Annotated in this window: 14 protein-coding genes and 1 pseudogene; 4 read left to right on the top strand and 11 right to left on the bottom strand. The window is 57.3% G+C overall.

Annotated features, from left to right (window positions below):
• Window positions 1–888: 888 nt before the first annotated feature.
• Window positions 889–1,263 (bottom strand): hypothetical protein, encoded by a 375-nt coding sequence (locus ACS5Q1_RS30130; protein ID WP_473101656.1) that lies wholly within the window; start codon window positions 1,261–1,263, stop codon window positions 889–891.
• Window positions 1,264–1,590: 327 nt separating this feature from the next.
• Here ACS5Q1_RS30130 and ACS5Q1_RS30125 point away from each other — a divergent pair, with 327 nt between their 5' ends.
• Together ACS5Q1_RS30125 and ACS5Q1_RS30120 are read left to right on the top strand one after the other, a co-directional pair.
• On the top strand, window positions 1,591–1,803 hold the full coding sequence (locus ACS5Q1_RS30125) for a hypothetical protein (RefSeq protein ID WP_473101655.1): 213 nt from the start codon (window positions 1,591–1,593) through the stop codon (window positions 1,801–1,803).
• Window positions 1,804–1,871: 68 nt separating this feature from the next.
• A pseudogene (locus tag ACS5Q1_RS30120) lies at window positions 1,872–2,059 on the top strand (IS6 family transposase); the annotation flags it as partial.
• Window positions 2,060–2,164: 105 nt separating this feature from the next.
• On the opposite strand, the gene ACS5Q1_RS30115 reads toward ACS5Q1_RS30120, so the two are convergent.
• The 4 genes from ACS5Q1_RS30115 to ACS5Q1_RS30100 form a co-directional block, all read right to left on the bottom strand.
• Window positions 2,165–3,160, bottom strand: a complete 996-nt coding sequence (locus ACS5Q1_RS30115; RefSeq protein WP_473101654.1) for a catalase family peroxidase — start codon at window positions 3,158–3,160, stop codon at window positions 2,165–2,167.
• A gap of 197 nt (window positions 3,161–3,357) precedes the next feature.
• Window positions 3,358–3,627: a hypothetical protein gene (locus ACS5Q1_RS30110; RefSeq protein ID WP_473101653.1), complete on the bottom strand. Its 270-nt coding sequence runs from the start codon at window positions 3,625–3,627 to the stop codon at window positions 3,358–3,360.
• A 210-nt stretch (window positions 3,628–3,837) separates the two neighbouring features.
• Window positions 3,838–4,182, bottom strand: a complete 345-nt coding sequence (locus ACS5Q1_RS30105; protein ID WP_473101652.1) for a hypothetical protein — start codon at window positions 4,180–4,182, stop codon at window positions 3,838–3,840.
• Window positions 4,183–4,554: 372 nt separating this feature from the next.
• Complete coding sequence (locus ACS5Q1_RS30100) at window positions 4,555–4,797, bottom strand: WGR domain-containing protein (protein ID WP_473101651.1); 243 nt, start codon at window positions 4,795–4,797, stop codon at window positions 4,555–4,557.
• 139 nt (window positions 4,798–4,936) lie between these two features.
• Here ACS5Q1_RS30100 and ACS5Q1_RS30095 point away from each other — a divergent pair, with 139 nt between their 5' ends.
• Window positions 4,937–5,305 carry a hypothetical protein gene (locus ACS5Q1_RS30095; protein WP_473101650.1) on the top strand — a complete coding sequence of 123 codons (369 nt, stop codon included), beginning with the start codon at window positions 4,937–4,939 and terminating at the stop codon, window positions 5,303–5,305.
• Between the two features lie 20 nt (window positions 5,306–5,325).
• On the opposite strand, the gene ACS5Q1_RS30090 is transcribed toward ACS5Q1_RS30095, so the two are convergent.
• The 5 genes from ACS5Q1_RS30090 to ACS5Q1_RS30070 all read right to left on the bottom strand — a co-directional run bounded on the left by ACS5Q1_RS30090 (window position 5,326) and on the right by ACS5Q1_RS30070 (window position 10,382).
• Window positions 5,326–5,511 carry a hypothetical protein gene (locus ACS5Q1_RS30090; RefSeq protein ID WP_473101649.1) on the bottom strand — a complete coding sequence of 62 codons (186 nt, stop codon included), beginning with the start codon at window positions 5,509–5,511 and terminating at the stop codon, window positions 5,326–5,328.
• Window positions 5,512–6,550: 1,039 nt separating this feature from the next.
• Entirely contained in the window at window positions 6,551–6,829 is a 279-nt protein-coding gene (locus ACS5Q1_RS30085) for a hypothetical protein (protein WP_473101648.1), read from the bottom strand.
• A gap of 280 nt (window positions 6,830–7,109) precedes the next feature.
• The gene (locus ACS5Q1_RS30080; protein ID WP_473101647.1) at window positions 7,110–7,700 is read right to left on the bottom strand and encodes a hypothetical protein; all 591 of its coding nucleotides are present in this window, start codon (window positions 7,698–7,700) and stop codon (window positions 7,110–7,112) included.
• A 1,835-nt stretch (window positions 7,701–9,535) separates the two neighbouring features.
• A complete protein-coding gene (locus ACS5Q1_RS30075; RefSeq protein WP_473101646.1) occupies window positions 9,536–9,793 on the bottom strand; it encodes a WGR domain-containing protein in 258 nt (85 codons plus the stop codon).
• Between the two features lie 10 nt (window positions 9,794–9,803).
• Window positions 9,804–10,382, bottom strand: coding sequence for a hypothetical protein (locus ACS5Q1_RS30070; protein ID WP_473101645.1), 579 nt, complete (start codon window positions 10,380–10,382; stop codon window positions 9,804–9,806).
• A 1,537-nt stretch (window positions 10,383–11,919) separates the two neighbouring features.
• On the opposite strand from ACS5Q1_RS30070, the gene ACS5Q1_RS30065 reads away from it, so the two are divergent.
• Complete coding sequence (locus ACS5Q1_RS30065; RefSeq protein ID WP_473101644.1) at window positions 11,920–12,474, top strand: DUF5710 domain-containing protein; 555 nt, start codon at window positions 11,920–11,922, stop codon at window positions 12,472–12,474.
• Between the two features lie 652 nt (window positions 12,475–13,126).
• On the opposite strand, the gene ACS5Q1_RS30060 is transcribed toward ACS5Q1_RS30065, so the two are convergent.
• Window positions 13,127–14,701 (bottom strand): peptidoglycan-binding protein, encoded by a 1,575-nt coding sequence (locus ACS5Q1_RS30060; protein ID WP_473101643.1) that lies wholly within the window; start codon window positions 14,699–14,701, stop codon window positions 13,127–13,129.
• Window positions 14,702–14,785 lie beyond the last annotated feature (84 nt).

The raw sequence follows: 14,785 nt of genomic DNA, 5'->3' as shown, positions 1-14,785 counted from the left end.
GAGATGCGGTGGCTCCGACTGGTGATCGGGACCAGGCTGGGAGAGGCCGGAGATCGTGCCATTTCCGGCCTCTCCTTTCTCACGAAAACGCTCCCTCGCCAGTGGGGGATCTGGGAGGGAGCGTGGTCTCCGAGGGAGAGAAAGTTGCCGGGCGGAACTTCCGGCGACAGGCGGGATCTTCGGGCTTGAATGCGGCGAATTTGGGCTAGCGCGGCGGCAAGTTGTTTTCAGTATACCCGCTGGCCCCGACGGCACCTTCGGAGCCACTTTTACTGCATAACCGGCGCGGCGTTCCATAAGTCGCTGCGAACACTGTCAGAACACTTCAAAACGCGTTCCATACTAGCGATTATGCCATACTAGCGATTATGCGAAATGGCGCGGCCGGTTTTCGCGCGCGCGCTACCGAGCGAAAGCTCCAATGAAAAAAGGGCCGCGCTGGTCTTGCAACCCTCAATCGCCAGATTGCCGACTGCCGGTCGGCTGCCAACCCGTGCGCTGGGGAATGGCCCATTATCGGCCGGCATCACCTCGATTGCCGGTTCTGCCTTGATCTCCTGATCGCGTGCTAGCGCCCTCCGACAAGGCCCGGCACCCGCCGTTGATACGCTGCTCCCCCACCATGCATTGTCTCTCTCGAGGGCCAGTCTCCGCGAACGCAGGCCCGAGCCCAGCGAGCAAGAACCCAGCAAGTGCGATTCCGTATACCTTGATCATCAGCCTTCTCCGTTGGCGAGGATTGGACTCTGAACCACCTTGCCGACGGAGACTGTGAACTGTGTCACACCGGCGAAATTCTTTATTCTTGTGGAGCCGCACCTGAGAGAGGAGCTCAGCCTCGCGACGAGGCGACGTGCACCGGTTCCATACTGAGGCTTATGCGACAGATTATTGTCCTGGACTATCAAGCCCCTCGACCTGGGCAGACGCGGCCTGAGGCGGCAGGATTGCGCAGCGGGTGAGATAGAGCGCAGCGAAAGTCTGGATGTAAACCATCCCGCACCAATGCCCTCCACCGGTGTCGCCGGTGTCGCCCAGCAGCGCACGATACTGGACGGTGGAATGCGGTACCTCGATCCATTGCTGGTCCAGGAACATGTGCAGATCGCCTGCGATCAACCGATAAAGGGCAGGACGGCAATCCCTGTCGTCGCAACAGCGAGCCCCGTCTGCGTTCGTCAGATGCGAATAGATGTCGTGGGCTTGGGCTGGGTGCAGCAGGCTGATAAGGGCAATGGATACAAGGGCCAATCGTGAAGCCATGTGACGCTCCCGACCCTGAGCGGCGGAGGCGCTGTGTCGAGCACCCAGAGACCGCGAGAGGAAGGCCCAGCCACTGTAATACTCTTCTCTGGATCCCGGTGGTGCCGTGCTTCAGCGCACAAGGCGGGCAGGTTGGCAGCTATCCTCGGTCGTCGCGGAAATTCGCAAGGCGGCCAAGTAGGAGTAAACTATCTCCGATCCTGAGGGAGGGCTCGCCATGCGGTGCCTGCTCCTGCTGCTGGTTGTCCCGTGCTGTGCGTTCTCGGTCTTCGCCACCGAGCGCATTGAGGGTGAGATTGCCTTGTCAGCGCCGCAATGTGACTGTTTGTGGTCCAGACCGACCGCGGCTTCTCGCTGCTACACGAGGATGGCTACTACAGCGTCTTTGAGGGCGACCGGATCAAGGGATCGCTTCATACCTTAGGTTCACACGAGGTTGAGATCGTTGGTGAAGTCACATTGGGTGTGACTGTCGAAGATTGGGGTCTCAAACTGGCGCAGGCAAAGGAGATCTACTACCGTCGCTGTCGACAGTATTGAGTTCCCTACAGGGGTTTATCGGACATTGGTGGCCGGAACACTTCCGCCACATGGGCTTTTAATTCAACCGGCGACGCGAGCGTACCATGAAGCGCTTCAAATCAGCCGCCAGGCGCAATGCTGCCTCTCAGTTCGCGATCAGGTTTCCCACCTCTTTCGCCGGCCCGCAAACACCAATACCGCCAATCATCGCCGGCCCCGCGCACAGGCGTTTCAGGCCTGGGTTGAGGTGACTGGAGTTGCCGCTGATTTCTGATCTGACGGTCCACACCAACCCGACTTATCTCTCATTGCTAAGTTGACGATGCCAGTGGTCGTGCCTTCCATGTCTTAGAAGTGATGTGGCCGACGGTGCTTGCGGCTACTTGCTCTGACTGCGGCGCGACAGCGAAATGGCGTAAACCGAGGACCGGACCGCGAACATGGGGTCGTTCGCCGGGCCAGCGACGCCGTCCGGCAGGTTGACGACTGGATCGAAGGTGGCCGCATCGCAGGTGGCGTTCGGCTCAAGGGCGGTGATCGCGATTGTACCGAGCTTCACCTGCTTGCGGTTCTCCTCGGGCCAAGTGGTCGTCACGTCATCGGTCGGGTCGGTCGCTTCACCCAGGATTGCGACGAGATCGAAGCTGGCGGGCCCCTTGGCAAGGCGTTCCTTCAGCTCGTCCACATAGAAGTTGTCCGGCTTCGCCTTGAGCTCCTCGTCACTTAGTCCGAGCTGGCCGGCCGTGGCGACAGCCTTCAGCTTGGCCAACTTCGCCTCGCCGTGCGCGTTCGTCAGGGTGAAGGCATGCACGGCCCAGTAATCCGCGCTGGCAAAGCTCGCCGGCACCGGGCGGGCATTGAGCCAAGCTGCCTGTCGAACCGTCTCCGGATTGGCGGCCTGGAACGCCCGGATCTTCTCGGCATCAGGCTTTCCGTCCGGGCCCGGACGACGCGCTCTGAGACCCTCGAGTTGCTGTTGCGGCGTTCGGGCTACGAATATCGGAGCGGAGATGAACACGAAGACCATGTCCTCCGAAGGGTCGCCGAAGCGCACGGCAAAGCCCCGCGTCACGGGTTTGGTCTTGTCCGAGATGTTGGGGTTGCCGCCAAACATGGAGAAGCGGGCCGTCACCGGGACGGTATTTGCGAAATGAGGGGCCTTTGATAGGCTCGCAGCCTCGGATGAGGGCGTGAATGAGCCTTTGACGCACATACCCTTGGCTCCGCCGGCGCGAACGTTGGGGGGAGTGCCGGACGCGGCGACCATCGCATTCACGATGGCCTCTGAATCAACCGTCTGGGCGGAAGCAGGAGTGACGGTCACGGAGACTACAAAAGACGCAGCACAAACCTGGATAAGGCGTCTCGACGTCATGTTGATCTCCCTGCTGGTATGTCACCAAGGGAAGAGAAATAATGGTACTCCCATTCCGTCGGCGTGTCCAAGAACCCTGAGCAGATCACCGGTCCAACAGCGGCTGCAGTTTACACAACCAAGACCCGCTGCAGACCTTCATCATAAGCCGCCTCGCTCGGCCTGTGCTTACCGTGTCTCTTGAAGACGAACCGGCGCTATTCGGTCTCCGCGTCAGGCGGTGGATCGTCGGTGAAGCGATAGGCGGCCCACGCGGCTCTGCCCTTTGCGGTGATCCTGTAGCGAACCATCTCCCGGCCATTGGCAGCACAGGTGGCAGCGCGCTCCAGATAGCCTTCCTGCACCAGCCTCTTGGCTTGTGCGTCGGTGCAGCCATAGGGCAAATGATCCGTGCCGTTTGCAGTCTGCGCCAGCGTCCCAAGCAAGAAATAGTCTCGTGCCGTCAACTCGAACGCTTTGCGGCCCAACCCGAGGTCCTCTTACCGAACAACGATCACCGGTTCGTGAAGAGATGATAGCCCGCATCCGGCCATGGAGGCTCTGAACCTTCGCGCTAGGCCCCAGATGAAAAGCGGTAATCACGAAAGCTTGGTGCAACTGGTGAGAGATCTTGGTAGCCGCGTCGCCGCGTCGCCCGCGCAAGCTCATTCCCTAAACAGCCTTATCCGAAATGTGCGTTACACCTGAGGCGCTGGATCGAAGCAGCTATCATCTTGGATATCGTGAAAGCTGATGCGGACTTTGCCGATGTGCTGAGCTGGATCAGCCGCGGCCCCGAGGCCCACCAGCGGGTTCATCTCATCCATGAGGCATTCTTCAGCACTGTCGGCCAGTCTGAGCCGCACTTGGCGGTGCCGCACCCGAGCTTCGAAGTCGTTGAGCAGGAACAGGGTCTCCGGGTCCACGTCGACGTCGATGCGGCCATAGCAATGGCCATCGGCACCGGTGACGATCTGAATACCCGCGAGCAGGCGATAGAACTCTGCCGGCCATTCAACGATGGGGTTCTGGCTCAGTGGCATCGGCGGCCCTGGTGCTTGGATGATCCTTCAAAGCTTCAACACTCTAAGCGATGGTCCTGCTTGGCGGTTCCAACCAACAAGGCGTATACGGAAATCACTGATGGGACCTTCCCAACGCTCCTTGTAGTGTTGGTATCTGCATGGATCTCTCCATCGTTGAGGCCGAGCCCATGGTGCATGTCTATCGTACCTCGGTTGGTCCAGAGTTGCAGAGCCATAGGAGCACCCAAGGGCCGCCCAGGAGGATCAGTGCCATCACTGCCAGGACTGTTAGAGCCACAGCCTCTTCTGCAGCCATTCGCCCCTCCTCCGGCTGACACCGGCGATCCGGAATCATCTATTATCAGCGATGATGCGGGATGCGCTGCCGCTTCAGTACGGTTCAGAAGAACTACCTCTCACAATTCTCGATAGCTGCGCCGCGGTCGCGTCGGCATGGATCTCGACCATCTCCTGCCCGTTGGTGCCGATCCGGCCCCAATTGCGCACAAGGCGCACGGTTCCAAACAGATCCCGCTCGATCATGAGGCTGTAGAAGCGCCGGATCCCCTGCCCCGGGTCGATCCGGTGCAGCACCAGGTGGTGCTTTATCGGGGATCGCAGGTCGTCAGGCATTCTGTCGTGCCGAGCGTAGTCCTGGAAGGGTATCCCTGAAGGGTTCTATACCCCAGGAGGTGATTGGAAGATGATCGCCTCATCCTGGTTATGTTTGTCCTGAGTTCGATCAATGAGTAGAGCACCTAGCAGGTGTGCGATGCAGTTGAGCGATCCTTTTCCGATTGAGCGCCTTCCCAAGCTGGTTCAACAGGCTATCCAGATTGAGCTCCAGGGGCGTCTCCCCACAGTCCAGGACATCGTCCAGGCTCTCGAGACCCAGTGGCTGACGCTTCCTGGCATGGGCCCCACGAGACTGGCGCGGTTGCGGGCATTGGCGGAGGGCATGTGTGACCGGGATCAGCCGTCTGCCCTGACCACAATGACGGTGGCTGAGTTGTTGACCCGGTATGATCGACTGACGATCCGGCAGGATGGGCTGCAGACGAAGCCGAGGGAGATCCAGGACGACCTTTGGACGACCAAGGTCGAACTCTGGACGAGAGGGATCGTCCCTCACGCCGAGTGAGGGGCTGTCTTGCCCGTTCTTCAGGCACGATAGACACGCGGCAGCGGTCGCCAGCCGACGATGTGCTGGTCAAAGTAGGTGTGGGTGCCGTATCGCGCCCCAAAGACGTGCCAGTGGCTCAGGCCCGTTATGTCGTCCCCTTCCCAGACGCCGACCATCACCGGATAGGTCGGCGGCGCCTCCTCGTCCTCAATCCAGAGGATCACAGGGGCTCCATCCCGCGGTGCCAGTCTGACTGGGTACTAGTCTTCCATGATGGCTCTTTCTCGGTTCAAGATCCTTGCTCTGCCTTTCCTGTCAAATGTCCTTGGCCGTGTTGCCACCGAGGTCCAGAGACTTTGCCCGCGCCTTGACCCATGAATACATCGAGTCCACGCTCCATGGCGGAGGCTGTCAGCCTCTCATCAGCCTCATAGGTCTGGCGGAAGGCTTCCCGAACCTTTGCAATCTCGTTCTTGATGTAGGCTGGCCGGTTATCGAGCAGCACTTCGAGAGCTCTCTGCGCAATCGCCTCCACGATCCTCCGGATCCGAGCGGCCTGTTGTTTTCGGTCAATTTCGGCCCCTCGTCTTGGTGCTGCCGATCCTGCTAGACGCCCTCGGCTTTGCCGATAGTTCGTCTTCAGTTTTCCAAGGCATCTTTAGAGGGCCACCAAGACGATTGGTGCAATTATAGAGTGGAGGTAGGGTCATCGGACGCCATGACCTAACGCGTGATCTTCTGTGATCCCGCGTGATTGCGCCGGTTACAAGGGTTACAAAGCCGTGTAACTGCTAAGTGCCTGATTTTATTGCAGTTACAGCGGTTACACGGATTACACACCAAAAACAGCCAGCCCGAGCCAGCTTGGCCTCCTGCCCGCACTCGCGGAGGGCTGGAAATGCGACCGTAGTTCATGGTGTCGCTAAGGCCAGTCATGTCGGCGGACCCGCAATTCCTGAAGGGTCAGGTTCTCTGCTGGGAACGTCAGATCAATATCCGGGTACATGCGCTCAAACTGTTCGATCCAGTCCCGCCCCCGCATGCTCCCCGGAGATGGCCGAGACTGTGGATATGGGCGGTACAGCTTGGTCTCATCACCATCCAAAACAACGTTAATTCCTTCTATGCGTCGGATTTCTGCCTCAAGCCCCTTCAGGTCACGCATCATTTCCTCTCACTAACTGCGAACCTGATTTTCCAAGCCGCTACGAGCTTTGCAACCTACTGCAACGCAACACGGCTGTATCTGAATTTTCCGAGGCTTTACGCTCGTGACTCCCTTGCGACCTTTAATAGCGCTTGGGCGAAACCCATGGCCACGTCAGCCATGATAGTCTCTGCCTCGTCCTCCGCATTGCGGACCCCCATCCGCTTTAGTGAACCAAGCAGATCCAAGCGCATCCTTTTCATCTCGCGTTCCAGCTTCGGTCCGGCTACCCAGTCACGTTCATCGATGGTCTGAGTAAGAGCCTCCAAGACAACTTCCCTTATCCGGTTGCCGTCCTGCATGTCGAAAGCTGTGAGCTGTAGCCTCTTCTTCATGGTTGTCTTGCCCCTGCGAATCTCGCCACCGATCCTAGTTGAGGACCTACACGCTCTGAAACTCTAGGCAACACCCGGCAACATCCATCACACCTGTCACACCTGTCACAAAGCTCGTGTGATGCGCTAAGTCATTGAAATATAAGGCCATCACACCTGTCACACCCATCACACCTCAAAAACAGCCGAGGCAAAGTCGGGGTGATGGCGGATCAAACCAGGCGGATAGGAGAGTAGGGCGGCGCTCCCGCAGTGCCCTGCTCTGTTCATTAATGGGGTGCTATGATGCAACTCGCTCGTATTGAGAGAACAACTCGCCGTCTTCCCCAAACGGTCCGAAATACAAATCCAGATCGAGAGCTTTATTAGCTTTCTTTTGCAGCCACTCGGACAGTTGGCGGGGCAAGCTCATTCTCGCGCGCTTCCCGAGATTACGGATAAAACCCTTGGGGCGCGGAGGCATGCTGAACACAAGTGCGATTTCCATCCCGTCCCGATGCTCATCGTTATATTCGATAAGCCTTCTCCCCCAGAGCTTGCCTCCAAGTGCAGCGACAATCTCAGTGATGGGCTGTTGAGGGTAGTTCCCCATATCGGGGCGGTATAAATACGAAACGAGAATGGCCCAGTGATCATCCGGCCAGTCCTCAGGGTCGGGATCTTCCGCCTGTGCCTTCAAAATCGCTGCGTACTCAGCATCGACTTCTTCTTGGCTCATCCCAGGCTCGCCGTCTGGGAATTCCTCATCAAGCCGCTCGAACTCCCGCTTCATATCTTCGAGGCGTTTGGCAGCTCGTTCATTCTCTTGGTCGAGGAGCGAGAGGTAAAGCGCGCGTTCTTTCTGCCATTGATCTTTGAGGCTCTGCATCATTCCACTCTCGGCTAAACACTGACGCTAATTCGGATTTGCTGGCAATTGAGATTGGGCGAATCCCGACGCGCTTATAAATCCTCGTAGCGCTATTGTCTCATGGTCCATGCAATGTCTTCGAGGACCGCTCCGGCTTGGAACTCGTCAGGGTACTCCTCAACCTTCTCTTGGCCTCTCGCCCTGCTTCCCCTCTTTCGGCCGTCTGGGCCCGACTCCCTTCCGCTGAGGTAGGGGAACGCTCCTGATGTAGGACGATGCTATGTCGGCTATCATTCCCTTGCCTGGAGATGCGGCTATCCCTGGTGTTGGGGTTCAAGCGTGGACAGGTCAGCCTAGCGTGTGTCGAGAGGCTGATAGGCGGCACATTGGGCCAAGTTTCCTTGGATTATTCCGAGCTGTTCAGCCAGTCGTGACCTAGTTCGTCGTCAAACCAATGCTCAACATCGGCTCGGACTGATGTGGCGCTCCGGAATTCTAAGTACGGCGAATAGTCTTGCTGGAGCCACGAGTAAAAGGCCGAGAAGCTCGGCGCCTCGCGTTGCCCTTGCGTTACTCCGTTGAGCTCGGCCCATTCTTGGACGAGCCGACGAATTACGGTCTCGCTCTCTGCCCTTGTCATCGATCTCTCCTCACGCGCCCTACAAAAAAGCTCCCTCGCCGGAGGCCGGGAGGGAGCAGGGTTCTTGGGAGCTCCTCACGAAGGGGGAAGTTCCTTAGCCTACGCCAATGGCCCAGCAACGCTATCAACTAGATTAAATAGGCGGGAACGAAGCACGGTGGGCGGCATTAACCCGGCTCAAGGTCCCCCTCCCTTGAGGCCTCAAGCCCTTCACGCCCCCAGCCGTGAGGGGCTTTTTCCTATGGCTATGCTGAAACTCCTTTCGCCTCTCTCAGTTGCTTTGTTGAAGGCGTCCATCTCGCCTTCATTTTGTGGGGGCAGGAGGCCTCCTCACCGACAGGCAAAGGCGGGCGGGGAGGCCTTTCCCTTGCCTGGTGCCATGACAAAAGCATTCATCAGTATTCATGCGACCGCCGGGGGTGCGCCGAAGGCCCGTATTATTGAATAGCCAGCGTGGCGTTCCATAAGCCTACACGACGACCTTACGGACACTTCACATCGCGTTCCATACCGGGTGTTATGCGAAATCGCGCGGCGTTGAATCCTCACATGTGCGCGAGCACCTTCTAGGGGATGCAGCCACGAAAAAGGGCCGCGCCCAGCCTTTGACTGTGTTCGCGGCCCTTCGATCCGTATTGCCCCTACGGACACCTTTGTGTAATTGACCTCTCTGGTATTTACAATAAGTATATAAACTTACTTAAGGAAATAAGACAAAATACTGCATTATACCTTAATCTATGATAATATTTAGCCAGAATGTGGCAAGCATCATCTTAGTCGATGACATTCAATAGGCTTCATTTTTGCCTGCATAGTGCCGCAATTACGCGCTCTGATTTCATCAGCAAGCTTATTTTCTCAGTTGCTTCCTTCTTCTACTTGCGCCTCGAAAGGGCAATCCTGCAAAGCGCATTTATGCTCTCCACGCCTAGTTCGCTGACTACGTGCGTGGCCTGCTGACCCGCACGTACCCAAGGCTGACATAGCTTAAGAAGATATTTTTGAATTTAAGGAGGATTGATAGATTTTATGAAAATAATCGCAGATTGCGTAATAACGAGTCAAAGATCTAGATCCGCCTTAATGAGGACACATATTTGGAAAATACATGAAATTACCGACCTTTTATTTGCCCCTACGGGTCGGACCTTAGAGCGCCCCCACAGAGCGGGCGCTTTCTTTTTGCTGCGGCCGAAATCTAGGGTGAGCAGCCTCACAGATCCCGATACCCCCTCTTCCGCTTGGCCTGGGCGAGCGCCTGGAGCGCCGCCCCGGCCTCGATCTCGTCAGCATGGATCTCCACCAACTCCTGCCCATTCGTGCCGATCCGCCCCCAATTCCTTACCAGCCGGATTGTCCCAAAAAGGTCTCGCTCGATCATGAGCGAGTAAAAGCGCCGGATGCCCCGCTCCGGGTCGAGCCTGTGCAGGACAAGATGGTGCTTGATTGGGGATCGCAGCTTGTCAGGCATTCAGCCAGTTCTACGCAGGGAGCCGCTTGATGAAGCAAATCGGGGACGGCTCAGTCAGCCGCTCAAAGCCATAGCGAAGGGCAACCGATTGAAGGTGCTCGTTATGAACCTGCTCCAGGAAGATGCCCTTGAATCCCCGCCGGGGCAGCTCGCGCTCGAGGTAGGACATCAGCGATCGAAAGGCGCCCTTGCCATACATAGTACCCTTGACCTCCGCAGCGTCTGTCCCTGCCGAGAGGGAATTGGCCCTCTTACGGGCGTTGTCCTCTCGGATGGCCTCAATAAGGGAGCCGTCCAAGCCGATTTTGATGAGGGGGAAGAAGTCTGGATAGTCATGCGCGGTCCGCACATAGATCTTCATGAAGACTTCTGAACGCTCATAGCCCTCAACATCGAACAGAACGTCCGTACCCGTGAACACCTTCCCCGGCGTCAGGTAATCCCAGAACTCCGGAAGCGGCATCAATTTCAGGTGGGTCGGAAGCTCGTCATATTCATCGTATGAAGAAGCCAAGCCACTGTTATAACTCATGTATTTTGGAATGCGGGCACAAGCATCAGCGAAGACTTCGACCTCTTCATCGGACATGATTTTCCTTTCAGAACTGTAGGGGTGAATCGCTCGTCTTGGCTGGACGTATTTGTCTGCTGCCTCAAATCGATAGCTGTGGCGAGGTGTTGCTGCCTTTCACATGAAATCACATGAAACCATGTGAAAGCCTTTCACAGGCAATACCGCTGCGTCATCGCGGGTATTGCTCCGGCCTGGTGGACAGGTAGTGCTGAGATTGTGCTACATAAATCATCGCCTGACTGTGATAAGCCCGCTCGTCTGTTGGAATACCCATCCCCGTAGGAAGCGACAGCTCTCGGTTGCCTTCCTGAAGTTTGCTCGCGCCCGGCCGAATTCACACCCATGACCCTTTCCGGCCGCCCTCCAACCGCCAGAATCCAGTTCTGGGACACTGGATCAAGGGGCGCAACTCGCAGCATAGACCGATGATACAGTGTGGCGTCAGAATTGCTGGCAGGCGCCACCGCTCTGGCCTACAAGCTGGCCGAGAAATGCAATCAATTGAAGGAACGGCTGCAAGTTTGAGGCGTAGTCAAGGGGAAGGTGGGGGTGCCAAGCAAACAGGAAGCTGCATCATGGCCTCGGTAGTTTCAAGACGAAGGAACTGCACGTTCCTTTTGACCTCACTTGCAACTGCCACTTTCGGCTGCTCTGCACAGGCGCAGCCGAACCTGCCCGATCTAACCGTTCAGATAGACGCGCCGAGAAGCGTGACGGTAAATCAGGGTCAGGGCTACGAAGTCCAACTGATTGTTGCCAATACCCAGCCGCCTGCGACGCCTCCCACCCAGCCCGCTGCCGATCCGAGCATACGGCCTCCGCCCGGTATCACATCCGGCCGGCCAAGTCCCGGGGGAGCGACCATCAGCACCGGCGGCGCCGACGTGCAGCAGGTTGATTTGGTGTTCGGCTCAGTTGTTGGTTCTGGGTTCCGGCGCGTTTCGTTACAAGCGCAGCCGTCTATCCAGGTGACCTGCGCTCTGCCAGCCCCAACGGAGTCGTTCGAGACGTGCACCCTTGGTCCGTTAACGAAGGGCGGCAAGTGGACAATCACGATGATTCTTACACCCCCCCTTTCGAGTACAGGTGCCTACGTACCTGGGAGCTACACCCTCCCCTACTCAGCCACCATCGATCTTTCCAGGAGCGTTACGGAACGCAATGAGTGGAACAACGGCGACACGCAGACTGTGCAAGTAGTCGTGCCCTGAACGCGACGTATTGTTACCCGACAAAACTTCGGACAGACTGTGAAGCCCAGGCCAACGGGCCAGCTTATGGCGCTGCATGCTCTCTAGGGTGGACGAGATGAAGGTCAGCATGCCTCCCCACTCCAGTGAATTAGAGATGCCTAATATCTGACGGGTGGTTCATGCTGACGTTGTGCTACATTAATTAGTGTTGCTTCGGGTTGTTTGATGTCCCGTTGCGGGCGAGGCCTTTCCCAGTACGTCCCTCCATGGTTCCAACGCCGGATCAGCTTCAGAATAGGCTGATAATGTTAGTAGGCTAGCAGCGCCGCCGCGTCAGATTTCGAAGAAGGGTTTAAGGCATGCACGAAGATGATTGGAGGGGCAGCGATGGCCAGAATGTCTTTGAAATGTTCGTTGCCAACGGCGGGCCGGGGTTCTGGATACGTCGGACCACCTGGGGCGGGACCCTGGCACGCATCATCCGCGTTGGGGTGTTTACGAAGCCTGCCCCTTACTTCGGCAATCCGTCGGTCCTCATGGATGTGTACGGGCTTGAGGGTGGTCTGAAGGAAGGCCTTGCGATGGTTCCGGTCCCCGGCACCTACAAGACTTGGCGAAAAATTGAAGCGCCGCCATGGGCGGAGCAGGTGAGGTTGCGACCGCTCGACGATCCCGCAATCGACGTAGCACTGGCGGCCCTCGACCGACGCCGTGGCAAGGGAGGCCGCAAAACGCCGCACACGGAAACCGCGCCAGAAGTGGTACGAATCCCCCTTTCGGTCCCATACGCCCGCAAGGACGAAGCTAAGGGCATCGGGGCACGCTGGTCTCCGACGGAAAAGAGTTGGTGGCTGTCAGCGGAGGATAGCTCGGCACTGTCGCAGGCGCGGGCTCTCGGTTTTCTTGATGTATAAATGCGCTGTAGCTCCCAAGAGTCTTTCCCGGTTATCTGGAATTGCTGATAAACCTCCACGACACGCTGGCCGGCCGCGCCCCTAGTCGCCTCAACGCTGGTAGGCCTGCCATAGCGTGGGCCAGGGAGCGAAATGGTCATTGACCATTGCCACTGTCCCGTCTGAGGACCGCCCTCGATAAGGTGCACGTTCCCTATGGTCTCGTCGCCCTCGATCATGTGAAAGCGAGGAAAGCGCACCTCGGGATCGAAGGCCATGAAGGACGTGTCATCATAGCCGCCGTCCGGGTACACGTCCGCGGTCTTCATCCAGTAGATCGACATTTCGGCTCTCGTCTCGCTCTGTCCATCCCATCAAACGCTTCAGCTCAGCGCTCTCAGGATGAGCGGTTCTTCCCTGTGGGGCGGTTTCGGTAGATCTGCTGCATCTTCTGAGAGCTCTCCTCGCGGGCATTGCTGGCGAGTTCCTTTTGCACCTCGTCAAGGCGCCCGTGCTTTCGACCACACTGGGCGCACCGCACAATGCCTGCAGCTTCGATCTTGGGCGGTAGACTGGCTTGCCCAGCCCCGCATTTCGGACACGAGTAAGCAAAAGTGATGGGTGTCGTCACAGGTTGGTCGCCCTCTCCTCTTTCGCGGCTTTAGGATCTGGCTCACATGCAACGGGTAAAAACTGCCGGCTTCTCGTTCGGGACACTTCCGACGAGTGAACGATCCACCAAGCGGCCATTGAGGAGTTGAAGGTGAACCCGCACGGTAGCAGCCTCTACACCGCGCGTGCATGCTCCAGTTCCACGCCATCCATCAGAAGTACGCTGAAGGGCACCCTCTAGGTGACAGATGCCAGTGCCCGCAAGGATGTTCTTGGAAGCCACCACGAGTCGTTTCAAGTTGTTCGGGTCGTTACAGGCTGTGCCGGGCTGGACCCATTCCCCAAAAGGGGTCGCTGTTGCGGGAATGGCTTGATCTCCTCCGATGCTCTCTTCAACTTTGCTGTCCCACACATCGTCTGCTGGAAGTCCATGTGCGACCTTGAAGTCTGTCAGGGCTGAGCGTGAGGCCATGCCCCAGATGCCATCTCCCTGCTTTCGGTAGTAGTTGAGCTGGAAGAGGCGCTCCTGGATCTTCAAGGCGTCGCTTGGATTAAGAGGGTGCAGAGAAACGCCTTGCGGGGGTGGGAATGGCGTGTAGAGACCTGCCGAGCCCTGTTCAGGATCGGGCGGCACATAGGTCACAGGGGCAAACTGATATCGATCATCAAACACCGCGAGCTGTGTTCTAAGATCCCATCTATCATCTTGGGGAAGGCGGTTTTGGATCTTGAAATCTCGAAGGGCAATCCGGGACCTTTGTCCCCAAATGCCATCAACAATTCCTCGGAAGTATCCACGCTCCTGAAGACGTCTTTGGACCTGCGCCGCGCCTTCCAAGTTAGCAAGGTTAAGAACCTGAGGCTGCATGACAGGATCGTCGGGCCGCCATTTTGGGTTCATTGATGGCGCCGGAGCAGGTGGGAGAGCTACGGTTTTCGTTTCTGGTGCTGGGCGCGGAGCGGGTCTCTGCGGGTTGAGGGTAGATATACCCGGATCATAGTATGCCGCATCTGGATCAGCAGGCGCTAATGGCTTCGCGAGTTCTGGTCTGATATCCGCTTCTTTGGTGTCTGACTTAATCTCAAACCTCTTCACCGATATTCCAAGAGCTTCCGCCTTTTCAAACGTGAGCAATTCGGCGTCATCCGGAGCGGCTTTGGTAATGAAAAAGACCGCATCGTCAGCCAGTCCGAGTGAGTTGAGATAGGCACCCACAAGGGCATTTCCGGGTCCCGTTTCTTCTTTCCTGCCATTTCTCAGCATCCAAGCTGCATGGAATGCAATACGGGCTTCGGGCCCAGCCCATCTAGTCTTTCCACCTAGCCAAGCTAAAGCGCATGCTGACGCACAGAACATTTTGTCAGGGACAACAGTGTCGAAGCCCTTGAGACGGATTGCGCGACCTATCTCAAGCCCTGCCATCAAGTTTCCGCCCTCGCTGTTGAACATGACAGCAGCTTCTTTGAGGAGGAACACCTTTTGTTTGAAAATGTCGTCATCGCCATGCTGAAGTTCACCGCCGATGGTGACAAGAGTGAAGTCTTTGTTCGGGATGACTTCAATCTTTGCGGCCAGAGCAGGCGACCACGCAGGAGGAAGCAATAAGAGAAAAGCTAATCCTCTAAGCTTCTTCATACCAAATGCCCCACAGCAAATCCCCGAACCAAAGTAGGTGCAATTCGGCTCGAACGCTATTCAACATTTGGCAGGTTCACGTTG

This window comes from Microvirga sp. GN3 (assembly GCF_055792825.1).
This window is presented reverse-complemented; position numbering and strand designations above follow the sequence as displayed.